The organism is Buchnera aphidicola (Macrosiphoniella sanborni) (assembly GCF_005080885.1).
Lineage (GTDB): Bacteria > Pseudomonadota > Gammaproteobacteria > Enterobacterales > Enterobacteriaceae > Buchnera > Buchnera aphidicola_AU.
Window position 1 is genome coordinate 350683 of record NZ_CP034864.1, and the last position, 24233, is coordinate 374915.

Annotated in this window: 26 protein-coding genes and 3 tRNA genes; 19 read left to right on the forward strand and 10 right to left on the reverse strand. The window is 23.3% G+C overall.

The window, feature by feature from the left end; genetic code table 11:
- The first annotated feature begins 53 nt into the window (after window positions 1-53).
- A complete protein-coding gene (tsaB, locus tag D9V74_RS02975; RefSeq protein ID WP_261979349.1) occupies window positions 54-404 on the forward strand; it encodes a tRNA (adenosine(37)-N6)-threonylcarbamoyltransferase complex dimerization subunit type 1 TsaB in 351 nt (116 codons plus the stop codon).
- Between the two features lie 430 nt (window positions 405-834).
- Here the strand turns inward: tsaB and minE are convergent, their stop codons facing one another.
- From minE to minC, 3 genes are read right to left on the reverse strand one after another with little or no spacing between them, the layout of a single operon-like run.
- Window positions 835-1098 carry a cell division topological specificity factor MinE gene (minE, locus tag D9V74_RS01540; protein ID WP_158362654.1) on the reverse strand — a complete coding sequence of 88 codons (264 nt, stop codon included), beginning with the start codon at window positions 1096-1098 and terminating at the stop codon, window positions 835-837.
- Window positions 1099-1102: 4 nt separating this feature from the next.
- Window positions 1103-1915, reverse strand: coding sequence for a septum site-determining protein MinD (gene minD, locus D9V74_RS01545; RefSeq protein WP_158362656.1), 813 nt, complete (start codon window positions 1913-1915; stop codon window positions 1103-1105).
- A 25-nt stretch (window positions 1916-1940) separates the two neighbouring features.
- Window positions 1941-2657 carry a septum site-determining protein MinC gene (gene minC / locus D9V74_RS01550; protein ID WP_158362658.1) on the reverse strand — a complete coding sequence of 239 codons (717 nt, stop codon included), beginning with the start codon at window positions 2655-2657 and terminating at the stop codon, window positions 1941-1943.
- Window positions 2658-2901: 244 nt separating this feature from the next.
- Here minC and D9V74_RS02980 point away from each other — a divergent pair, with 244 nt between their 5' ends.
- The gene (locus D9V74_RS02980) at window positions 2902-3123 is read left to right on the forward strand and encodes a hypothetical protein (protein WP_261979351.1); all 222 of its coding nucleotides are present in this window, start codon (window positions 2902-2904) and stop codon (window positions 3121-3123) included.
- The gene (locus tag D9V74_RS01555) at window positions 3123-3917 is read left to right on the forward strand and encodes a class I SAM-dependent methyltransferase (RefSeq protein WP_261979372.1); all 795 of its coding nucleotides are present in this window, start codon (window positions 3123-3125) and stop codon (window positions 3915-3917) included. The genes D9V74_RS02980 and D9V74_RS01555 overlap by 1 nt, the downstream gene beginning before the upstream one ends.
- A 16-nt stretch (window positions 3918-3933) precedes the next feature.
- Here D9V74_RS01555 and D9V74_RS01560 read toward each other — a convergent pair.
- Window positions 3934-4017, reverse strand: a tRNA-Leu gene (locus D9V74_RS01560).
- Window positions 4018-4031: 14 nt separating this feature from the next.
- Window positions 4032-4102: transfer RNA gene (locus D9V74_RS01565), tRNA-Cys, on the reverse strand.
- 153 nt (window positions 4103-4255) lie between these two features.
- Between D9V74_RS01565 and D9V74_RS01570 the strand changes: the two genes are divergently transcribed.
- Window positions 4256-4340 (forward strand) — tRNA-Ser (locus D9V74_RS01570).
- Window positions 4341-4479: 139 nt separating this feature from the next.
- Here the strand turns inward: D9V74_RS01570 and D9V74_RS01575 are convergent.
- From D9V74_RS01575 to flgA, 4 genes are all read right to left on the reverse strand, one after another.
- A complete protein-coding gene (locus D9V74_RS01575) occupies window positions 4480-5529 on the reverse strand; it encodes an OmpA family protein (RefSeq protein ID WP_158362660.1) in 1050 nt (349 codons plus the stop codon).
- 136 nt (window positions 5530-5665) lie between these two features.
- Window positions 5666-7201: a murein biosynthesis integral membrane protein MurJ gene (murJ, locus tag D9V74_RS01580; RefSeq protein ID WP_158362662.1), complete on the reverse strand. Its 1536-nt coding sequence runs from the start codon at window positions 7199-7201 to the stop codon at window positions 5666-5668.
- A gap of 514 nt (window positions 7202-7715) precedes the next feature.
- Complete coding sequence (locus D9V74_RS01585) at window positions 7716-8138, reverse strand: flagellar biosynthesis protein FlgN (RefSeq protein WP_261979352.1); 423 nt, start codon at window positions 8136-8138, stop codon at window positions 7716-7718.
- A gap of 57 nt (window positions 8139-8195) precedes the next feature.
- Window positions 8196-8906 carry a flagellar basal body P-ring formation chaperone FlgA gene (gene flgA / locus D9V74_RS01590; RefSeq protein ID WP_158362664.1) on the reverse strand — a complete coding sequence of 237 codons (711 nt, stop codon included), beginning with the start codon at window positions 8904-8906 and terminating at the stop codon, window positions 8196-8198.
- A gap of 243 nt (window positions 8907-9149) precedes the next feature.
- On the opposite strand from flgA, the gene flgB reads away from it, so the two are divergent.
- From flgB to D9V74_RS01640, 10 genes are all read left to right on the forward strand, one after another.
- Window positions 9150-9560, forward strand: coding sequence for a flagellar basal body rod protein FlgB (gene flgB, locus D9V74_RS01595; RefSeq protein WP_158362666.1), 411 nt, complete (start codon window positions 9150-9152; stop codon window positions 9558-9560).
- A 7-nt stretch (window positions 9561-9567) separates the two neighbouring features.
- Window positions 9568-9978: a flagellar basal body rod protein FlgC gene (flgC, locus tag D9V74_RS01600; RefSeq protein ID WP_158362668.1), complete on the forward strand. Its 411-nt coding sequence runs from the start codon at window positions 9568-9570 to the stop codon at window positions 9976-9978.
- 11 nt (window positions 9979-9989) lie between these two features.
- The gene (locus tag D9V74_RS01605) at window positions 9990-10712 is read left to right on the forward strand and encodes a flagellar hook capping FlgD N-terminal domain-containing protein (protein WP_158363113.1); all 723 of its coding nucleotides are present in this window, start codon (window positions 9990-9992) and stop codon (window positions 10710-10712) included.
- A 58-nt stretch (window positions 10713-10770) separates the two neighbouring features.
- On the forward strand, window positions 10771-12003 hold the full coding sequence (locus D9V74_RS01610) for a flagellar hook protein FlgE (protein WP_158362670.1): 1233 nt from the start codon (window positions 10771-10773) through the stop codon (window positions 12001-12003).
- Between the two features lie 29 nt (window positions 12004-12032).
- Window positions 12033-12776 (forward strand): flagellar basal-body rod protein FlgF, encoded by a 744-nt coding sequence (gene flgF / locus D9V74_RS01615; RefSeq protein WP_158362672.1) that lies wholly within the window; start codon window positions 12033-12035, stop codon window positions 12774-12776.
- A 17-nt stretch (window positions 12777-12793) separates the two neighbouring features.
- Entirely contained in the window at window positions 12794-13576 is a 783-nt protein-coding gene (gene flgG / locus D9V74_RS01620) for a flagellar basal-body rod protein FlgG (protein WP_158362674.1), read from the forward strand.
- Window positions 13577-13664: 88 nt separating this feature from the next.
- Window positions 13665-14372: a flagellar basal body L-ring protein FlgH gene (locus tag D9V74_RS01625; protein ID WP_158362676.1), complete on the forward strand. Its 708-nt coding sequence runs from the start codon at window positions 13665-13667 to the stop codon at window positions 14370-14372.
- Between the two features lie 191 nt (window positions 14373-14563).
- Window positions 14564-15679 (forward strand): flagellar basal body P-ring protein FlgI, encoded by a 1116-nt coding sequence (locus D9V74_RS01630; RefSeq protein WP_158362678.1) that lies wholly within the window; start codon window positions 14564-14566, stop codon window positions 15677-15679.
- Window positions 15679-15996 carry a rod-binding protein gene (locus D9V74_RS01635; protein WP_158362680.1) on the forward strand — a complete coding sequence of 106 codons (318 nt, stop codon included), beginning with the start codon at window positions 15679-15681 and terminating at the stop codon, window positions 15994-15996. The genes D9V74_RS01630 and D9V74_RS01635 overlap by 1 nt, the downstream gene beginning before the upstream one ends.
- A 31-nt stretch (window positions 15997-16027) precedes the next feature.
- Window positions 16028-17668, forward strand: a complete 1641-nt coding sequence (locus D9V74_RS01640) for a FlgK family flagellar hook-associated protein (protein ID WP_158362682.1) — start codon at window positions 16028-16030, stop codon at window positions 17666-17668.
- 127 nt (window positions 17669-17795) lie between these two features.
- Here the strand turns inward: D9V74_RS01640 and rne are convergent, their stop codons facing one another.
- Window positions 17796-20510: a ribonuclease E gene (gene rne / locus D9V74_RS01645; RefSeq protein WP_158363115.1), complete on the reverse strand. Its 2715-nt coding sequence runs from the start codon at window positions 20508-20510 to the stop codon at window positions 17796-17798.
- Window positions 20511-20781: 271 nt separating this feature from the next.
- On the opposite strand from rne, the gene rluC reads away from it, so the two are divergent.
- From rluC to acpP, 5 genes are all read left to right on the forward strand, one after another.
- The gene (rluC, locus tag D9V74_RS01650) at window positions 20782-21726 is read left to right on the forward strand and encodes a 23S rRNA pseudouridine(955/2504/2580) synthase RluC (protein ID WP_158362684.1); all 945 of its coding nucleotides are present in this window, start codon (window positions 20782-20784) and stop codon (window positions 21724-21726) included.
- Window positions 21727-21795: 69 nt separating this feature from the next.
- The gene (gene rpmF, locus D9V74_RS01655; RefSeq protein ID WP_158362687.1) at window positions 21796-21960 is read left to right on the forward strand and encodes a 50S ribosomal protein L32; all 165 of its coding nucleotides are present in this window, start codon (window positions 21796-21798) and stop codon (window positions 21958-21960) included.
- Between the two features lie 229 nt (window positions 21961-22189).
- Window positions 22190-23143 carry an ACP S-malonyltransferase gene (gene fabD, locus D9V74_RS01660; protein ID WP_187308543.1) on the forward strand — a complete coding sequence of 318 codons (954 nt, stop codon included), beginning with the start codon at window positions 22190-22192 and terminating at the stop codon, window positions 23141-23143.
- A complete protein-coding gene (fabG, locus tag D9V74_RS01665) occupies window positions 23140-23874 on the forward strand; it encodes a 3-oxoacyl-[acyl-carrier-protein] reductase (RefSeq protein WP_158362691.1) in 735 nt (244 codons plus the stop codon). Before fabD ends, fabG begins: the two co-directional genes overlap by 4 nt.
- A gap of 88 nt (window positions 23875-23962) precedes the next feature.
- The gene (gene acpP, locus D9V74_RS01670) at window positions 23963-24208 is read left to right on the forward strand and encodes an acyl carrier protein (RefSeq protein ID WP_158362693.1); all 246 of its coding nucleotides are present in this window, start codon (window positions 23963-23965) and stop codon (window positions 24206-24208) included.
- Window positions 24209-24233 lie beyond the last annotated feature (25 nt).

Consider the following 24233-nt stretch of genomic DNA (forward strand, 5'->3'; position numbering starts at 1 on the left):
TAAGAAAATTATACAAATTTTTAAAAATATTAAATTAATTTTTTGAGAAAAATATGTCTAATATTATTTTATCCATTGATAGTTCTTTAGGTCATTGTTCAGTTGCTATATATAAAAAAAAATGTATCTATCAATTAAAAGAAAAATGCAAAAAAAAACATACTATTACAATATTACCAATGATTCAAAAAATCTTATTTCAAACAGAAACAACATTTAAAAATTTAAATTATGTTGCTTTTTCAAAAGGTCCTGGAAATTTTACGAGTATACGGATTGCAGCAAGTATTGCTCATAGTTTAGGAATTAGTTTAAATATTCCTATTATTAGCATATCTACTTTAGCTATAATGGCTGAAAAAGCACAGCGTAAATATAAAAAAAAAATTTTTAATTTTTATTAAAGCAACTAAAAAACAATATTATTGGGCTCAATATAAAAAAAATAATAAATCTATTTGGATAGGAGAAGATACTGAATCTTTAATACAAAAAAAATTAATTTTAAATGAAATAAATAATTTACAAAAAAAATGGACTATAATCAGTAATGTCTGGGAATTAATTGAGCTTAACGAAATTTTTAGTATAAATAAAAATCATTATTGTTCTCCTGAAGCTAAAGATATTATTCCATTTGTATTATTAAAGATTAAAGAAAAATCGTTTTCTTACTGTACAGATAATAATATTAATTATTTGTATAATTTTTTTTAATATGTAATCAAAATACAACAAAAAAACAATCAATGCTGAAATATATTAAAATACTTCAGTATTGATTGAACTAAATTAATATAATATTAAAAAAAATATATTCATATATTATTTTTATTAAATCAATGAATCAGGTAAAATAATATTTAATTCTAATATAGAAATATCTTCGTTTTTTTGTTCTAATTGAAGTGTAACCATATTTGGTTCAATATTGACATATTTGCAAATTACAGACAATATTTCACGTTTTAGTTGTGGAAAATAATCCGGTTCATTATCGTATTTTCTTTGTTCTGCAATAATAATTTGTAATCTTTCTTTAGCAATATTAGCAGTAGTATTTTTGTTCCGGGATAAAAAAAAATCTAATAAAGCCATACTCCTATCTCCCGAATAAACGTTGTAAAAAACTTTTCTTCTCTTCTTCAATAAAACGAAACTGATGCTTTTCTCCTAATAATCTATTAACAGTATCAACATAAGCACAACCTGCATTTGAATTATTATCTAATATTATAGATTCTCCTTGATTAGATGCTCGAAGTACAGATGCATCTTCTGGAATAACACCTATTATAGGAATTTGAAGAATATCTAAAATATCTGTCATGCTTAACATTTCTCCTTTTTTAACACGAGTTGGATTGTATCGTGTCAATAAAAGATGTTCTTTGATAGGAGTTATATTGTTTTTAGCTCTTTTTGATTTAGAAGCAATTATTCCTAAGATTCTATCAGAGTCTCGTACTGAAGATACTTCGGGATTAGTAGTAATAATAGCTTCATCTGCAAAATATATTGCTAAAATCGCACCAGCTTCGATTCCTGCTGGTGAATCACAAATAATAAAATTAAATTCCATTTTTATTAGTTCATTTAAAACTTTTTCAACTCCAATATATGTTAAAGCATCTTTATCTCGAGTTTGTGAGGCTGGTAGAATGAATAAATTATTAGTTTTTCTATCTTTAATTATAGCTTGATTAAGTGAAGCATCACCTTGAATGACATTAATAAAGTCATATACAACTCTACGTTCACATCCCATAATTAAATCTAAATTTCTTAATCCTATATCAAAATCTATAACAATTGTTTTTTTTCCTTTTTTTGCTAAACCAGTTCCAATAGCTGCACTTGAAGTAGTTTTACCTACACCTCCTTTCCCTGAAGTTACTACAATAATCCGTGTCATATAAAATGTCCTTAAAAAAACATACTTAACTGAGAAAATTAATAGTTAAAAATTTATTTTTTAAGTAAATTTGGGCTGATTTTCCAATAAATTCTGATGGTATTTGATCTAATAACCAATATTCACCAGATATCGAAACTAATTCAGCAAATAATTCTGTACAGAATATTTTTCTTGTTGTATCTCCATCAGCACCGGCAAGTACTCTGCCACGAACTGTTCCATAAATGTGAATATTTCCATCTGCTACTAATTCTGCTCCTGCACTAACATTATTAATAACAACTAAATCAGCATGTTTTGCATAAATTTTTTGACCTGACCTTACAGGTATATCTATAATATGAGTTTTTTCTATTTTATTAATAATACTTTTTTTTGTATTTTTTTTTGTATCAATATAAAAGTTAGAAATTAAATCTGAATTAATTTTTTTTCTTTCTGATAAAATAGGTAGTCCTGAATCAATAATAGTTTTTTTTAATGGATTGGTTTCTGTACACCCACTAACTCCTACAACTAAAAAACCATGAGAAATAATAATTTCTTTAATTTTTTTCCAATCTGCTGTATTACATAAACCTGAAACGTTAACAATAATAGGTGCATTTTTAAAAAATTTTGGACATTCTTGAATTTTTTTATATAATGATTGATTAATTAAATCAATATTTTTATCATTCAGATATAGTACTAATAATGTAAAATTACTGCCTTTAATTTCAATAGATTTTTTTTGCATTTTTATTGCTCGATAATATTTACTTATATCCACCACACATAAAATATAATTTTTATTTTTCATACTTATTAAAATAAATAAATTATATGCGACCAAATTATAATATAAATAATATACGATAACAATTTCTATTTTTTTATTAAAAAATACATATGATGTCAATTATTTAATTATAAAAAATCTTCAATAAATACGTTTATATAAAATATGAAATATATTCAATTATAAAAGGAAGATTATTCACTTGTTAATATCCCAAAACAGTCAACTAATATTACGCAATAAAAAAATTTTTGAAAAAAAAAAAGTATTATTTTTTGGAAACATAAAAGATGATTATCCTTTATATTTACAAACTATTAATACTAAAATTCATGTTAAAAAATATGATTTTTACATTTTTTTAAAAAAAAAAATATTAAAAAAATTAGTATTTATAATAATTTATTACTATCGCAAGAAGTAATTCAAGAATGTGATACTATTATTTATTATTGGCCGAAAGATAAATCTGAAGCTAAATTTCAATTAATGAATCTTATTTCTTATTTAAAAATAGATTCTGAAATCTTTATTGTAGGAAACAAGACTAGTGGAATAAAAAGTTCTATATCTATATTTAAAAAGTGGATTCAATTAAAAAAAATAGATAATGCTAGACATTCAATATTAATTTCAGGTTTTTTAAAGAGAAGAAAAAAATTTGTTCTAGAAGAATTTTATAAAACACACATATGGAAAAATTTATTTATAAAATCTTTACCGGGTGTATTTGGACATAAAAAAATAGATGAAGGCAGCAAATTACTTGCTTCTACTTTTTCATATTCTATTAAAGGATCAGTTTTAGATGTTGGTTGCGGGACAGGTTTTTTGTCAATATCTATATTATATTTTTCACCTGATGCTAAGGTATCTTTAGTTGATAATGATTTAGCAGCATTACAATGTAGTAAGTTAACATTAGATGCTAATAATTTAAAAGGAGAAATAATATATAGTAATTTATATTCAAATATTTTTGAAAAATTTGATTTAATCATTTCGAATCCTCCTTTTCATGATGACTTAAAAATTACTTTTGAAATAATAAAAAAAATAATATTCAATGCTAAAAAATATTTAAAATCAACAGGAAAATTGAGATTTGTAACAAACAGATGTTTTAATTATCATTTTTTTTTAAAAGAAAATTTTAAAAAATATTCTATTTTAGCAACAACAAAAACACATAAAGTATATGAAGCATCTTTAAAATAAATTTTAATATTTTTAATACCCGGAGCGGGACTTGAACCCGCAAAGCTATAAAGCCGAGGGATTTTAAGTCCCTTGTGTCTACCAATTTCACCATCCGGGCAAAAATCGTTTTAGAGGCGTATCCCGGAATCGAACCGGGTTATACGGATTTGCAATCCGCTACATATCCAATCTGTCAATACGCCTATAACTATACATTATAAAAAAAAAAAAGAAAAATTACAAATAAAAAAAGAAATTATTTTTTAATAATTATTAAAAATAAAAAAATATCTTTACAATAAACATTGTAATAATTTATTATATCAATTAAAATATTATTGCAATTATTTTATATCGGAGAGGTGGCCGAGTGGTTTAAGGCAGCGGTCTTGAAAACCGCCGACGAGCAATCGTCCGAGAGTTCGAATCTCTCTCTCTCCGAAAATTAAAAAAAATAACTTTAAAATGTTAACAATTATTATATTTTTATTACATTAAAAAATATTTTTATTCATTACGATCGCTAATATAATACATAAAAATTTCTTATATCAGATATATACAGATATATAGTTTCAGATTAGTTTTGAATATCTGATAAAACTTCAATTTCTACTCGTCGATCAGGAGCTAAACAACTAACTAATAAAGGTTTGTGTACTATATTATTACATACTTGATTAGTTAATGGGTATAAATCTCCAACACCTCGTACAACTATCTTATCTCTAGAAAAACCTTTAGATGTCAAATAATTTTTAATGTTATAAGCTCGATCTTCAGATAATTTTTGATTATATTTTTGATTGCCTATTCTATCAGAATGACCTAAAAGAACAATAAACATGTTTTTTAATCTCATTTTTTTGATATCTTCATGTAATTTATTCAGTTTGTCATAAGAAATCGGTTTTAATTCTGAACTATTAAAAGGAAACGTAATATTTTCATTTAAGACACTATATTGTGTACTTAAAAATTCAGGATCATAAGACGAAAAAATATCATTTACATTAGATTTTCCAAATTTCCATCCAATAGAAAAAATAATATCTCCTAAATCTGGTTGAATAGAAGAATCTACGATATTTTTAAAATGATCTTTCCAATTATAATTTAATCGAGTAATTAGATGATCATAAAAAACATATTCAGCACCTAATGAAATACTTGGCAATAATGATGTGTCTTTAGTTGCAATATTATGAAAAGTATTTTTAGAAATCAAATCAGTCCATAACAGTGTTCCACCTAATCTAGTATAAAAAGATAATTCTTCTGTCATTGGATATGATATTTTTGTTGCTACTTGCACAGTACTATCTTGAATATTCCCATAATTTTTATATAAAGAAGAAGAGAAAAAACCATTAGTATTATTTTCTATTTCCAGACTAAAATATGGATTAAATTCATATCCAAAAAATAAACCAAGAATAGATGCACTTTTTTGCTCTTTTAAAATATTTTCTTGGCTCATTTCTGAAATATTCGATTTATGTTTTAAAAGATTAGACCATCCCATCGTAGTACCGACATACCATCTATTTTGATTATTTTCTTCAGAATAAACAGAAGTAACTAAGCTTGCTAATAAAAAAAACACAATAGCAAGAGCTTTTTTTTTCATTGAATACTCCATTTTTAAGATAAAACGATAAATTAATATATTGATTATATAATAAATATTATATTAATAATATATCAAAATAATATATCAATAATAAATTTATCGTACGTACATTATTAATGTAATATTACTATATTTAGAAATTTTTATAAGAAAAATTTAATATACGTATTCCTAAATAATGTAATGTAAATAAATAACTCAAACCAGAAACCACAACAATAAAAAATAAATGTATTACTTTATATAAGAAAGGATCTGTATTCCATATAGGCATAATTTTTAATAAAAACATTAAAATTAATAACATAACTAATGTTGAGATAACTATATTAGTAGTAAAAATTACTGAATTATACTGAAAGCGTATAATATTTTTTTTATAAAGTTTCCAATAAAGTAGGAAAAAATTTATCCAACTAGATATGCTTACAGACAAAGCAAGACCAGCATGTTTAAAATAAAAAATTAAAATCGGATTGAGAAATTGACTTAATAAAAGTGTCAGTAATGAAATTTTTATTGGAATATTCATTTCTTCTTGTGCATAAAAAGCTAAAGATAAAATTTTTACTAAAATAAAAGAAACTAAACCAAAAGAATATAATTTTAATACTTGTTCTGTCATTGAAACATCTAAATCTGTAAATTTTCCATATTGAAAAAGAACTATAATTATAGGTTTGGCAAGAAAAAAAAGTGCTATAGAACTGGGTAAAGATAAAATAATACCCATTTTAAAACCCCAATTAAGTAATTTTTTATATTCTAACTGCATACCTTTTTTAAAATTTTTAGTTAGAGGTGCAAATAAAATAGTCGTTAATGATACACCTAAAACACCTATAGGAAATTCTATTAATCGATCAGCATAATATATCCAAGATATTGATCCTGAACTTAACAAAGAGATAAAGATAGTATTAACTATTAAAGATATTTGATTGGCAGATACCCCTAAAATAGCAGGACCTATTTTTCTTAAGACTCTTAAACAAGCAATGTTATAAAAGTTAATCTTTGGGATAACTAATACATTAATTTTATATAATAGTGGAAACTGATAAAAAAGTTGAATCAAACCGCCTACGATGACTGCCCATGCCAAAGAAAAAATCATAGGACAAAAAAAAGAACTAAAAAATATAGAAAAAATAATTAAACTAATATTCAAAAATATAGGAGATAAAGCAGGAATAAAAAAATAATTCCAACTGTTTAAAATAGCTGAATATAATGAAGATAAAGAAATTAATAAAATATAAGGAAACATTATTTTTAATAAATTTTCAGACAAAAGCAATTTGCTAGGTTGTTTTGAAAAACCTGGAGCAGTTATCTCAATAATAAATTGAGAAAAGAAAATTCCTAAAATTATTATGAATAATAGAAAAAAAATCATCAAACCAGAAATAGAAGAAATAAAATCTTTAACATACTGTATATCTTTTTTTGATTTATATTCTATCAATACAGGTATTAAACATTGAGAAAAAGCACCTTCAGAAAAAATACGACGCAATAAATTAGGAATTTTGAAAGCTATAAAAAAAGCATCAGTATAAATAGAAGCACCAAACATCGTAGCAATAAAAAGATCACGGGTAAAACCTAATATACGAGATATTAAAGTGATAAAACTAATTGATATTAAAGATTTTAAGAGATTCATTCTCAAAACAACCTATCTTACTTTGTGATCTAAAAATATTTTTTCTTTTTTAAAAAGAAATGAATTGTTATGATATAACAATTATTAAATTATATAACTACTAAACTGATCTAAAAAAAGATGCATATATTTGTATTTTTAAAGTAAATTTTTAAAATTTATTTAAAAATAAAATTAATACAAATATTATACAATAAAATATAATATAAATCATACATGACTAAAACTGAATTCAAATATCTAAAAAAAAATTTTTTTAAATTCTTATTAAATTAGTTATATATTTTTTGTAATTCAATTGCTATAAAATACTTTAAAAAATTTTATTTAAATAAATTAATCAACAGGAATATATTAATTTTTTAAATAAATATTATTTAATATTATTTAAATTTTTTAAATAAATATTATTTAATATTATTTAATTAATAACATAAACTAACCTAAAAAAAAATTAAGATAAAATATTTCAACTAATGATTAGACATTTAAACAACGAAACATCATAATAGATTTAATTTAATTTTTTTAAATCACCATTCTTATCATAAATTAAAGCTGCTTTATATGAAATAAACAATTCTAAAAAATATTGATTTAAATAAAAATTTTTATTCATTAAAACTTTGTTTTTATTATTTAAATCTCTTAATATAAAAGATTTTTTAATAAAATTAGAAGAATAATTTTTTAATTCTATATTGCTGTTGTAAGGTGGGTATATAGAATTTATTTTTTCAAGTAATAACTTTTCTTGATTTAAGATAGAATATGTTTTAAATAGTCTTTTTTTTTCTTGAATAATTGTATCTAAAATATATATGTTTTGATTAAAATTTATTAAAAAATTATATTCTTTTTTCAATATAATTTCTATAGAGTTTAAAACTTTTTCTATTTTTTTTACAGTATTGACTAGTTTTTTATTTTTCATCATAAAAAAGGTTTTAATATATTGAAATTTTTAATATATTTACATAAAGAGACAACTAGATCAATCAAAAAAAACATATTTTTTAAAAAAAATAATTACTTCACCTTTTTTATTTACAATGCCCTGAATAATTTTACCAGTATTTGTTTTTACACGTACCATTTCATTTTCAGAACCATTATTTAATGATTTTGCTTCTGAAGAAATAGTAAAATTTTTACCTTGAATAATAATTTTAACTTGTTGATTAACTCTAACTAACCAAACTGGATGAATCATAAAAGTGGTGATTGGTTGTAATGGAAAAATATCACGTGAATTTACTCTACCTATAACATCTTTCTTTCTACGATAAGTATGATGAGGTAATTGATCTAAACGTCCTGTTAAAATTTTTAAATCTGAGGCTTGTATTTTTGTTCCATGAGGAATATATTTGTTTGCAACAATATATTTTCCTACAGATTGAATTTCTACTGTTAAGTAATATTTTTTTTTATTACAAGTAAGCATAAGATCAACAATATTTGAATTTCTTATATAACTTACAAGAGAAAGAATAGGTTTTTCACAATATATCTTTTTTTTTAATGGAGTCCGTATTAGTATATCAATACTGTCTTCTCTAAAATCTTTAAAAAATTTTTCTTTTTTAAAAAAATTGTATATTTTATGAGTTAAAATACTTGAATCAATTTGTCGAGTAGCAGAAGATACAGAATTAATTGAAAAAAACATAACAAATAAAATAAAATAAATAATTATTTTCATTATTATTATCTTTACCTAATTATTTAAATTTAAAATATATTTTTAAAATATTTTCAAAATTATTATCATTGTTAATGAAAAATATATATTAATAATAAAAATCAAATAAAAATATTTTAATTAAAAAGTGAGCGTTAATAATAAATTGAATTAAATGTTATATTGTTGATAAAAATATTTTTTTGAAAATTTTTTTTTCAAAAAAAACAAGATAATCAATATCATTAAATTAGGATGAAACATATGTTTAATAAAATTAACCAAATATTTGATTTTAGCCAGAAAGCATTAAATCTTTCTGCTAAAAGACAAGAAATCTTATCTTCTAATATTGCTAATGCTGATACACCAGGATATCAAGCAATAGATATTAATTTTAAACATGAATTAAAAAAAATGTTAAATAAAAACATTTACAATAATATTAGTTTAAAAAAAACTTCTCCGAACCATTTAGATACTGCTGATAAAAATATATTTTTATTAAAAAAAATACAAGTACCTGTCTTAACAAATACGATAAAAAAAGATAATAATACAGTAAATATGGATCGAGAAAGAATTGAATTTATTAACAATAGTTTAAAATATGAATCTAGTTTAACTTTTTTAAAAAATGAAATTAAAAATATTTTATATGTTATAAAAGGATAATATAAATATGTCTTTACTAAATATATTCAATATTGCTGGATCAGGGATGATGGCGCAATCAGAAAAAATAAATATTATTGCTAGTAATTTAGCCAATATAGATAGTACAATTTATAAAAATGGAAAATTTTATCCTTATGTTGCAAAACAAGTAATCTTTTCGTTGAATAATTTTGAAAATTCAGATATAAGTGGAGTAAAAGTATCTAATATAATAGATGACCCTAATCCTATGAGGTTAATATACGATCCTCATAATCCTTTAGCAAACAGTAAAGGTTATATTTTGAAATCGAATGTAAATCCTATTACAGAAATGGTAAATAATATTGCAGCATCAAGAAGTTATCAAGCAAATATAGAAGTATTAAAGACAGCTAAATCTATGATTATAAAAACATTAACACTTGGTGAATAATGGAGAAAAAAATGAGTACTATTAGTACTGACATTAATAAAAATGATATTAACATAGAAATTCTTAAGAATAATGATAATACTTTTCAAAAAGATCCTGATCCATTAAATTTACAAAAAAATTTTTTAAATTTATTACTTACTCAAATTCAAAATCAAGATCCTACAAATCCACTGAAAAATACTGAATTAACATCACAATTAGCTTTAATTAATACAGCAAGTGGTATTTTACAATTAAATAATACTGTATCAAATCTTTCTAATCAAATTCATAAAAATCAAGCTATCCAATTAACTTCATTAATTGGACATCGCGTAATGATACCTAGCGATGAGATTATACATACTAAAAATACTAAAACAAACTTTGGGTTAGAATTGTTTGCTGATACTGATGAAATAGAAATAAAAATTTTAGATAAAAATCAAAAAGTATTACATCACAATAAAATAATAAAAAAGATGAAACCTGGAATACATACTTTTTCTTGGGATGGAGAAGATTTAAATCATAAAATTATGGAAACTGGTAAATATTATATTACTGTTTCAGCTAAGAATCAAGATAAATCTGTTCCTATATCAACTTTATCAGAATCTATAGTTCATAGTATTATTATCTCATCGTCTGCTGATCCTATAATTGATTTAGGTCCAGCAGGACAAACAACATTATCACATATTCGTGAAATTCTTACATCACAACAAAAACAACAACAACAACAACAATAACTATAACTATAACAATAATAAAAAAATATTTTATCTTATATGATAAGGAAAAAAAATCATGTCGAGAATACAAAACAGTTTACTGATCAATTATGATTATATTTATATTATATCTAATAATATTGCCAATGCATTAACCATGGGATATAAATCTAGTAAACCTGTTTTTTTTGATATATTTTCTAATTCATTATATTCAAAACATAATATTGGATATGGCGTCGGAATGTCAAATATCGTACAAGATTTTCATAATGGGATGTTGTTACAAACTGATAGAGATTTAGATCTAGCGATTTCACAAGCGGGATTCTTTCGAATGATGGATTCACAAGGTCATATATATTACACAAGAAATGGTCAGTTCATAATTGATAACAATCATAATATTATTAACAGACAAGGTCTGTATTTAACTGGTTATAATCATCAATTAAATACAAAAGACTACAAATCATATAATTCTAATGCTAATAATATAGAAAAAATTAATTTTAGCAAAAATATTAAATTGGACCAAAAATCAACTTCTGAAATAAAATTAAAAGCTATATTAAATAGTTATACTCATGCTATTTCCGAAGCAGATCCTCACAAGAACAATTCATCTAATTTAGAAAATTATATTACTATATACAAAACAAACGGTGAAGAAGAAAAACTTAATATTTCTTTTAAAAAATTAGAAAATAATAAATGGGCAATACATTTAAAATCTCAAAACAATAATTCTGATAATGATTCGAATGAGAAAGGTATTGATACCAGTTTTGAAATAAAATTTAACTCAAATGGTGAATTAATTTCTGATTCTAATGTTACTATCAAATCACCAAATTCAGACTATAATAATATAAATATAAATTTAACTGATACTGTAGAAAAATCAGATGTTGATAACAGTTTTGAAGAATTATCTCAAAATGGTAATCTTATAGGAAATTTACAAATATTAGATATTTCTCCTAATGGAGAAATGATTGGAACATATTCTAATCAACAAAAAAAAGTAATAGGTCATATATTATTATCTAACTTTATCAATCCTGAAGGTTTACAAGCTGAAAGTGGTAATCTATGGTCTGCTACTGAAATATCAGGACGAGAACAAATTAATATTCCAGGGAATAATGGTTTGGGAGTTATCAGTGAGCGCACTTTAGAAATGTCTAATGTTGATGTAAATAAAGAATTGATAAATCTAGTTATAGCACAACGTAATTATCAATCAAATATTCAATCTTTTAAAACAGAAGATAAATTAATTAATGCATTAATTAATTTACGTTAACATTAATAAGAATAAGGTTCTAAAGTATTATGGATAGTTCAATATATGAATCTATGACTGCAGCGAATCAATTATTAGAAAAACAAAGTGTTATTTCTAATAATTTAGCTAATATTTCAACTACAGGTTTTAAAGAAAAATTTATTTTTACAGTAAAAAATCAAAATAATAATTATAAAAATATCATTAAAGAATACTATAATATTTTTCCGGGAAAATTAAATTATACAGATAGAAATCTAGATGTATTTATCAAGGATAATGATGGTTGGTTAGTTGTTAGAGATATTCATGGTCAAGAAGGATATACAAAAAACGGCCATTTAAAAATTAATGCAAATAGCCAATTAACTATTCAAAATCATGAAGTTGTAGGAAATAATTGTAATATAAAAATACCACATGATTTGAATATTAAAATTTTATCTAATGGTTTGATTAAATCAATAAAACAATATAATAATCAAATTATTGAAAATACAATAGGTGCATTAAAATTAGTAAAACTTCCTAGTAATGTTCTGATACATAAAGAAAATGGATTATTTTATTTTAAAAATAGCAGTCAAAAAAATAAATATAATAACCTAATCAATCATAATAATCACATACGTTTACAATCTGGTATGTTAGAAGAAAGTAATGTTAATGCTGTGCAAAACATGATTGAAATGATTTCAAATTCTAGACAATTCGACATGCAAATAAAAATGATATCTACATATGATCGAAATTCAGAATATGCTAATCAATTAATTAATATTAACAACTGAAAATAACAGGAAAAAATATGATTTCTTCTTTATGGATTGCTAAAACTGGTCTTGATGCTCAACAAATTAATATGAATATTATTTCTAATAATTTAGCTAATGTCAGTACAAATGGATTTAAACGATCTAGAGCAGTTTTTGAAGATTTAATATATCAAACTATACGAGAAGCTGGAACTAACTCATCTATGGATACAATATTACCATCAGGATTACAGTTAGGAACTGGAGTAAGACCGGTATCTACTGAAAAAATTCATAGTCAGGGAAATCTTTCTAAGACAGATTCTCCCAAAGATATAGCTATTAATGGTTCAGGATTTTTTCAAGTACAATTACCAGATGGTAATATCGCATATACAAGAGATGGTTCTTTTCAATTAGATCAAAATGGTCAGCTAGTAACTAATAGCGGTTTTCCAGTAATACCAGAAGTGGTAATTCCTCCTAATTCTACGAATATTAATATAGCACGAGATGGTGTTATTAGCGTAAGTATACAAGGACAAACACAACCGAGTATTCTTGGTCAATTAAATATAATTAATTTTGTAAATTGTTCCGGATTAGAAAGTTTAGGAGAAAATTTATATCAAGAAACTCAAGCGTCAGGAGAACCAATTGAAACTACTCCAGGATTAAATGGAACGGGTTTGTTATATCAAGGATATGTTGAAACTTCTAATGTCAATGTAGCTGAAGAATTAGTAAATATGATTCAAACACAACGGGCATATGAAATAAACAGTAAATCTATTAGCACATCAGACCAAATGCTACAAAAATTATCGCAATTATAATTTTTACCTTATAATTAATATATATAATATATTGTATATATTTAAAAAATTATACTATTAAACATTTATTATTAAAGGTAACTTTTTCGTGATAAAGTTATTAATGTCTAAAAATAAATACTATGTCACTGCTATTTTTTTATTAACACTACAGAGTTGTGCTAGTATTGAACAACAGAACGGTATAAAAACTTTTGCAACACCTAATATTTGGACAACAGTAACTAATGGTTCTTTATTTCAGGAAAAAAAATCATTAAATTATGGATATCAACCATTATTTGAAGATCATCGCGCACATAACGTAGGAGATATAGTTACTATTGTTTTACAAGAAAATATTAGTGCTAGTAATAGTTCGTTTTCAGATGCAAGTAGAAATGGGAATGTTAATTTCGGGGTCAAACTTACTCCTGGACAATTAAATCCTACATTCGGTATTGATTTAAAAGATAATACCACTGGAGTAGACACAATAGGAAGAAATACTTTTCATGGAAAAGGTAGGAATACAGCTGAAAATAAATTTTCTGGTTTAATTACTGCTACTGTTCAAAAAGTTTTTCCTAATGGGAATTTACAAGTAATTGGAGAAAAGAGAGTTTCTATAAATGAAGGAATAGAATTTATTCGTTTTTCAGGAATTGTGAATCCAAAAAATATTAATAACAATAATTTTATTATATCTAATCAGATTGCTGAAACAAAAATTGAATATGTTAATCACGGACGTACAAATAATTTTCAAAAAATGGGATGGTTACAAAGATTGTTATTAAAAATATCTCCGATATAAATATATTTTTATAAAATTACATTTTTCTCAATTTTATTTTATTTCATAAAGAACATTTAATTGTTCTTTATGAAAGAATATTTAAAAAATCTTTTAAATAACAACTTTTAGAATGAAAATTTTCATCGAAAAACATGTACATATATATTATAATTAATACTTTTTAAAATAGCATATTATAAAGGTTTCTTATGTCTAAGAAAATATTTTTATTGATGAAATTATTGTTTTTTATTTTTATAAGTTTTTCATCATTTGTACATGCCGAAAAAATACGTGATTTAACTAGTATTCAAGGCATTAGAGATAATCAACTCATTGGTTATGGTTTAATAGTAGGATTAAATGGAACAGGTGATCAATCTACACAAATTCCATTTACTAATCAATCATTAAATAATATGTTATCGCAGTTAGGTATTAGTATTCCCAAAAATTCTCGTATGAATTTAAAAAATGTTGCTGCAGTTGTTGTTACAGCAAATCTGCCTCCATTTAGTCATACAGGCGAGCAAATAGATGTTGTAGTTTCATCAATGGGAAATGCAAAAAGTCTTAAAGGAGGAATGTTATTAATGACTCCTTTAAAAGGAACTGATAATCAAATTTATGCTATTGCTCAAGGAAATATTTTTATATCAGAAAACAGTGATCAAAATAATAAAATAAGACGAATGCGTATTAATCAGGTTAATTCAGGTAAAATTCATAATGGTGCAACTATTGAACGTGAAATTCATACAGATTTTGGAAAGCAAAAAACAATTAATCTACAATTAAATCAAGAAAATTTTAGTACAGCACAACGTATTAGCGATATGATTAATATCAGATATCCAGATACAGCAACACCTATTGATGCCAAAACAGTTCAATTAAGTACTGTTCCTAATAATGATATACAAGTACATATGCTTTCTAGAATTCAAGATATAGATATTACTTTACCAGCACAAGAAGCTAAAGTTGTAGTTAATACGCATACTGGATCTATAGTTATTAATCAATCAGTAAAATTAGGAGCGTGTGTAGTTTCAAATGGCAATATGTCAATCATAATAGATAAAATGTATGATGATGAAAACAGAGATTTGAATTTCTTCGAATCAGTTGACACAGAAAATGATAACTATCAAATGGATGAAACAAATCAAAACTATTTCGATAATCTTGATTATGATCGAGATAATTTAAATAATATAGTTAATTCTTTAAATGCAATAGGCACTAAAACTGATGAATTAACATCTCTTTTACAATTAATGAAAAGTGCTGGTTGTCTAAATGCTAAATTGGAAATTATTTAATGAATAATGATAAATTATCACTTTTAAATATATCAAATTATAATACGCAATTTGTTCATGAACTTAAACATCACGTTCATAATGATTCAAAAAAATATAAATTAAAAATAGCAAAACAAGTAGAAAGTATATTTATACAAATATTACTTAAAAGTATGAGAAATTCTTTATTAAAAGATGATTTACTAAATAGTAACCAAATGAATTTATATACTGATATATATGATCAAAAGATCTCTGAAGAAATGAGCAAAAAAGGAATAGGATTAAGTGATATTATTTTAAAACAAATTGAAGTTCAAAAAAATATGTTTTGAAAAAATATTTCATTAAACAGGAAGAATAAAAATGAGTTCTATATTCAATATTGCCATTGCTGGTATAAATGCAATGAAAATTATGATTGATAATACTGTTGATAAAATTAATCATCCTCATGCGAAAAACTCAAATACACGTATTTTTGTTGAAAATACGATAGAAAAAGGTTCGAAAACTAATACTACTACAGCCTTAAAAGTAAAAGAAATATATGATAATTACAATGATTTTATCACAGAAGAAAAACGTAAAACTGATTCAAAAATTCAAGAAGAACAAACTAAAATTGAACAATTACTAAAATTAGAAGATTTATTTTGCGAAAAAGCTAATATATTTAATGAAATGATTAATTCTGTATATCAACAAATAAAAAAAGATATTATTATAGATCAAAAAAATACAGTCGATCAAAATATTAGAAATAAATTAAGTGATATTACTTTTGCAATAAAAGATTTTGATAAAAAATTATCTTTTTTAGAAAAAGATACTAAAGAAGCTATTATTAATAATTTAGCAAAAGTTAATACATTAATCGATGAAATTCATGACATCACTATGAATATACGTTATTTCCCTATTTCACGTATGCGCAACACAATTAATGGTTTAATTGAACAAAGAGAAAACTTAGTTGATGAATTAAATTCTTTAATTGGAGTAACAGTTGTTAAAAATCATGATGATTATAAAATTTCTTTAAATAATGGTATTGCTCTTATAGATAATAATGATAAACAAAATTTAATTCCATTAACATCAGAATCTGATGATAAATATATTAGTATAGGATATATTGATCGTAGTGAACAAATAGCTAAAAAAATAGAAAATATGATTCCTACCGCTGTTTTAGGATCACTTCTTCAATTTAGGAGAGGAGAATTAAATGATGCTAGAAATAAAATAGGACAACTCACAGTAAATTTTGCTGATAGCATTAATGAATACCATGCATTAGGATATGATATTTTTAGAAATAATGGAAAAAAAGTTTTTAATTTTAGTGATCCAGAAAGTACAGCAAGTTCTACTAATTTATCATCAACAAATACATATGTAAAATGGTACGGTTGTCGTGATGCACAAGATACTGATTACGTTGTATATTTTAAAGATGACACTTGGACAGTAACAAAATTAATAGATTATACTACAATACCATGTACCGTACATCAAAAAGATAATCTAACATCAATGAATTTTGGTGGGATGCAGTTTTTTATAGAAGGGAAAAATGCTGATGGCGATATTTATATGATTAAACCATATTCTAAAACATTAGAAACATTAGAATTGTCATTTAATTCTCATGATCCATTTTCATTTTCACTCCCAGAAAAGAACAATAATGAACATAATAACAATACTCTTATAATCAATAAATTTAATGAAGACGTTTTATTCAATCGTCAAGAACAATTAGATCAATCTTATCAAAAATTTTCTAAGTCTTTATCTTATAAATATAATCTTCTTGAAGAAAAACTGCCTTTTAAAAAAAATATGATTAAAATACTCGAAAATAAAAAAATTGCTATGTCTGATAATATTGATAAAGATTATAGTGATTTAAATTATGAGCAAGAATGTTATCTTGCAAACGTAAAAGTTTTAGAAACAGCAGAAAATATTTTTAATGAGATAATCGACGCATATAGTTAATTTAAATTTATCTATTATGATAAAAAATAAAAACTTACTTTTAAGTAAGTTTTTATTTTTTATACTAATGAAAATTTTAAATTATTTTTTCAAAATATTCATTTATCTATTAATATTAATAAAAATGTTATATTTTAGGTTTTGAAACAGGATAATAAGAAAAATTTTCAGCAATATGTACTCCTGCAGAATTTTTTCTTTGATAATTCAAATGTATCATCAATAAATTAAATTGAAAAGTTTGTTGTGTTTGATGTAAATATAAATTATTAGATATTTTGGTGATAGGAGCACTAGATTGATTTTTTTTATTATCTCTTATGAGAGATTGTTTAAAATATAAATTATGTTTTTCTGAGATCAATATCTTTTTTTTTCTAAAATTTAAAAATAATTTTGAAGGCATAACTATTTGAATTGGATATTTATTTTCTATATTTTTTTTTAAAATATTTACTTTAGTGATTATTTTTTTTGATTTATAAGAATGTTTATTTCTAATAATTTTTTTATTTTTACATTGACGAAATATGTTAGTTTTTTTTTTTAAAATATTTTTCTTTAATGATTTATCAGTATTTAATATTACACTAGGGTAATTTACTGATGTTCTATTTAATCTTAATTGCAAAAATACTTTTAAAGTAACATTATATATAGGATATGGTATTTGAGAAAAATTTAAAAAATTATTATAGTGATATATAATTTGATTTTTAAAAATATTAGAAGTATAAAAACATGAATAAATTTTAGAATTATATTTTATACTATGAATATCATTATATTTTTTTAATATATCTTTATTTAAGATAATATTTTCATCACAACATTTATTTTCTAAATCATATTTTTTAATATTGTTTTCTTGTTTTTTAATATTATATAGTAAATTATATTCATCAGAAATTGCTAATTGTTTATTCTCTAATAATTGCATCATGTATTTTGAACAAAAATAATACATTTTTTTTAAATCAAAAACATCCTCTTTTCTAAATAATGCAGAAAATGGATTTTTTGCAACTACATTTTCAATCTTGTTTTGACATAATGTATTTTTATTTTGAAAAGTATTTTTTTTTAAAATATTAGTAGTAATGAAGATATTTTTAAACCAGTTTATTAACTTAAATATATAATTGATATTAATTTTTAAAATCTTTTTTAAAAAAACATCTTGATAAGTATATTTTTTGTGTATTTCTTTTTTTTGTATTATATTTTCATTTTCATTTAAAGGAATACAATCAGTATAATTTATTTTTTTTTTCTGTTTAGTTGTAAGAATTTTTTCTTTTAAAAAATTTGCGATTTTATTATTTTTAGTATTAGAATAAGTATAATTAGGAAAATTCTTACTCTCACCTTTTTTAATCCGAGAAATAGAATAATGTGGTGTTTTCATTTTTTTACTAGGAATAATAATGGTTTTACCACCTGCTTGACGTTTTTCAATAGCATATACTGCTTCACGTTTTTCATTCAATAAATAACATGCAATTTCTATAGGAACCACTGCTCGTACTTCGTGCGTATTTTCTTTTAAAGCTTCTTCTTCAATTACACGTAAAATAGATAAAGACAGTGATTCGTTATCTCTAATAGTTCCTGAACCTGTACATCGTGGACAAATATGATGACTAGATTCACCTAAAGATGAACTTAATCTTTGTCGAGACATTTCTAACAAACCAAATCGAGAAATTTGACCAATTTGAATACGTGCACGATCTTCTCGTGCAATTTCACGTAATCGATTTTCAATTGCTCGTTGATGACTAATAGGAGACATGTCTATAAAATCAATAACTATCAAACCTCCTAAATCGCGTAAACGCAATTGACGAGAAATTTCATCAACTGCTTCCAGATTAGTATTAAATGCTGTAGATTCAATATCTGTTCCAATTTTAGAACGAGAAGAGTTAATATCAATAGCTGTTAAAGCTTCAGTACTATCAACCATTATTGAACCGCCAGAAGGCAATCTAACTTTTCTTTGAAAAGCAGAATTAATTTGTGTTTCAATCTGAAAATAACTAAAAAGAGGAATATTTCCAGTATATAATTTGATTTTATTAGTGAAATCTGGACGACCTAAAAAACTAATATGTTTTCGTGCTAATTCTAATATTGTAGGATTATCAATTAAAATTTCTCCAATATCTTGGCATAAATAATCTCTAAACGCACGTACAATAATATTACTTTCTTGATGAATTAAAAATGGTGCTTTTACACTATTTGCTAGTTTTTGAATTTTTCTCCAATGCTTTAATCTTAGTGATAAATCCCATCTTAATGAATCTATAGATTTTCCTGCACCAGCAGTTCTAATAATTAAACCCATATCTTTAGGAAATTTTAATAAATTAAATAATTCTTTTAATACTAATCTATCATCACCTTTAATTCTTCTTGAAATACCACCGGATTTAGGATTATTAGGCATAAGTACTAAATAACTTCCTGATAAACTAATAAAAGTAGTTAAAGATGCGCCTTTATTACCTCGTTCTTCTTTATTTATTTGAACAATAATTTCTTGTCCTTCTTGTAAAATTTCTTTAATATTAGAACCTAAATTATAAATATATTTTTCTGGAAAATACTCTTGAGAAACTTCTTTTAATGGTAAAAACCCATTTTTTTTTTCACCATAATCTACAAAAGCAGCTTCTAAACTAGGTTCTATGCGAGTGATTTTTCCTTTGTATATATTTGATTTTTTTGATTCAGATCCAGAATTTTCTATATTAAGATCATATAAACGTTGACCATCAACTAAAGCTACACGCAACTCTTCCTGCTGAGTTGCATTAATTAACATTCTTTTCATTATAACTTTTTCTCTCTTATTTTTATAAATAAGTAAAAACATCAACAGGAAATATAAAACTATTACAATATTCACTTCATTTGAAATCATCATTAACCGAATACTATATAATATTTTCTAAATAACACTACAAAATGAATGTATTCATAAATTATTATATATAAATATATATATTTTCAAAAAATATATATCAAAATATAATTAATATATTTATATACATAAATATATTATAATAAATAAAAATTAAAATTACTTGAAAATCGAATTTTTAATGAAATATAAAATTACATCTACATCTATTACACATATTGATAAAGATATGATAAATCAAAGAATAGATAATTTTATGCATGGTAAATTTAAAAATGTACCTAAAAGTATGATTTATCGTATTATTAGAACAGGAAAAGTTCGAATTAATGATAAAAAAATTCAGCCATATTACAAACTACAAACTGGAGACATATTAAAAATTCCACCAATAAAAATTTTATATCATCCAAAAAAAAGTTTTTTTCCTTTAAACAATGCAAAAATTTTATTAAATAGTATTTTATATGAAGACAACGATCTATTAATCATTAACAAACCTTCAGGAATCGCAGTACATGGTGGTAGCGGCTGTACTTTTGGAGTTATAGAATATTTTCGTAAATTACGTCCATTAGATAAATTTCTTGAACTTGTACATCGAATTGATCGTGAAACATCAGGTATTTTAATAATAGCAAAAAAACGCCAATCTTTAGTATTTTTACATAAACAATTACGAGAAAAAAAAATAGAAAAAGAATACATAGCATTAGTACATGGTACATGGCCAATTAACATAAAAAAAATTTCAGAACCGCTGTTAAAAGTAAAATTTCAAAATAATGAAAAAAAAGTCTTAATTAATCCAAATGGAAAACCTTCAGAAACTTATTTTTATATTAAAAAAACATTTTCTAAATCAACTTTATTATCAATTATTCCTAAAACTGGTAGAACACATCAAATTCGTGCACATGCTTTACATGCAGGACATCCAATATTGTTTGATAAACGTTATGGTAAAAATAATTTAGATGCTCATATAAAAAATAAAATCAGTATATGTAGATTATTACTTCATTCTTATAAAATTAATTTTATACATCCAAAAAATGGAAATATAACTTTTATTACTGCTCCACTAGATAGAGAATTTCAAAATTATTTAAATAATATGATATAGTTTATACAAAGAAATTTCTAAAATAAATTAATATATCAATATTTAACATAAAAATGAGAATTATAATATATGGCAGTTCAAAAAAGTAAACCAACTCGTTCTAAAAGAGGTATGAGACGCTCTCATGACTCTTTATTAAAATCCACTTTATCTATAGATAAATTTTCTAATGAAATACATATTCGACACCATATTACTACTAAAGGCTATTATAAAGGGAAAAAAGTCATATAAAAAAAAATAAAAAAAATGGTACTATTATAGTACCATTGTAAAAAAATTATATAAATAATACATAAATTGTATATTATTTTAATTCAATATTTATATGAAAAAATAAAATAAATTTAATTATTCAAGGAATAAGAAATCTTTATATTATTCAATAAGTTGCACTAATCTTACTAAAGAAAATAATTTTATTATCTAAAAATATTAATTTTTAATAAAAATGGTAATTATAATGACTTCATTTGTAATGTTGTTTCCAGGACAAGGTTCGCAATATATCGGAATGTTATCTTCCTTTTTTTATAATGAAAAAAATAATATCTTTCAAAATACTTTTAATAAAGCATCAGATTATATACACTATGATTTATTAAAACTAATAAAAGAAGGACCTGAACAGCAATTAAAAAAAAGTCAATATACTCAAGTCGCGATATTAACTGCTTCATATGCAATATATCGTTTTTGGAAATACCAAAAAGGAATATCTCCATTGTTTATGTCTGGACATAGTTTAGGTGAATATTCAGCATTAGTATGCTCTAGTTCTATTAAATTTTTAGATGCATTAAATATTGTTTTTTTACGAGGAAAATTAATGCAAAAAATTACAAAAAACAAATCATATTCAATGCAAGCAATTATTGGTATAGATAAAAAAAAAATTCAATATATATGTGAAATGATATCAAAAAAAAGAAAAATAGTGTCTTTAGCTAGTATCAACTCTAATGATCAAATTGTTATTTCAGGAGATGAATCTGCTGTAAAGAAAGTATCTTCAAATTGTAAAAAATTAGGTGCAAAACATATATTAAAAATTAATGTTAATATACCTGCTCATTCAATATTCATGAAACCAGTATCTAAAAAAATAGAAAAACTTTTAAATATTATTACTATAAAACCACCCAAAATTCCAGTAATTAACAATGTAGATGTTGCAATTGAATATACCAAAAAAAACATAAAAAATGCATTATTAAGACAAATTTATAGTACTGTAAGATGGAAAGAAATTATAGATTTCATAAAATCAAAAAAAATTTTTACAATGTTAGAAATTGGACCGAATCAAATTTTAACCAATTTAAATAAAAAAGACCATAACATTATTGCATTTAATACTAAAAATTTAAAAAATTTCTCAACTGCATTCAATACAATTAATTTAATAAAAAAATGAAAAAAAATAAAAAAACCGCGTTAATTACAGGTGCAAATCGAGGAATCGGAAAAACTATAGCAAAAACATTAATTAAACAAGGTATTCAAATTATTGGAACTTCTACTACAGAAGACGGCGTAGAAAAAATTAATAATTATTCAAAAAAAAATGGATTTGGTATAATTTTAAATTTAAAAAATACTGATTCAATTATTGAAACAATGAAAGAAATTTATAAAAAACAATATTCTATTGATATTTTAATTAATAATGCCGGCATTAAAAAAGATAATTTATTAATAAAAATGACAAAAACAGAATGGGAAGATGTTATACAAATCAATTTATCATCAGTATTTTATCTTGTAAAATCTGTTATTGGTTCTATGATTAGAAAAAGACAAGGTAGAATCATTACTATTGGTTCAATCATTGCTAATATAGGAAACAAAGGTCAAGTCAATTATAGTGCCTCAAAATCCGGATTAATAGGATTACATAAATCATTAGCATTAGAAGTAGCATCAAAAGGTATTACTGTAAATATTATTTCACCTGGCTTTATTAATACAAATTTTACTAATACATTAAGTTTCAAACAATATCAAAAATATTTATCTAATATTCCTGTTAAAAGAACGGGATATAAAGAAGAAATAGCTCATGCCGTGATATTTTTAACATCAAACAAAGCATCTTATATTACTGGACATACCTTACATATAAATGGAGGCATGTATATGATGTAATCATATACAATGTTGCATAGTCAATTTTTATTTCTATAAACATTTAAAAAATTAATTTTCACTATACTAACTATAAAGATATTTAAAAATGAATAACGTTGAAAAAAGAATCAAAAAAATAATTGTAGAAAAACTAGATGTAAAAGAAGAAAATCTTTTCAATCACACTTCCTTTATAGAAGATCTTGGAGCCGATTCTTTAGATACAGTAGAACTAATTATGGCTTTAGAAGAAGAATTTGATATTGAAATCTCAGATGAAGAAGCAGAGAAAATTACTACAATACAAAAAACAATTGATTATATTAATAATTATCATTTGAAAAATAAATAATTTTAACAAATTTTATAAAAATTTA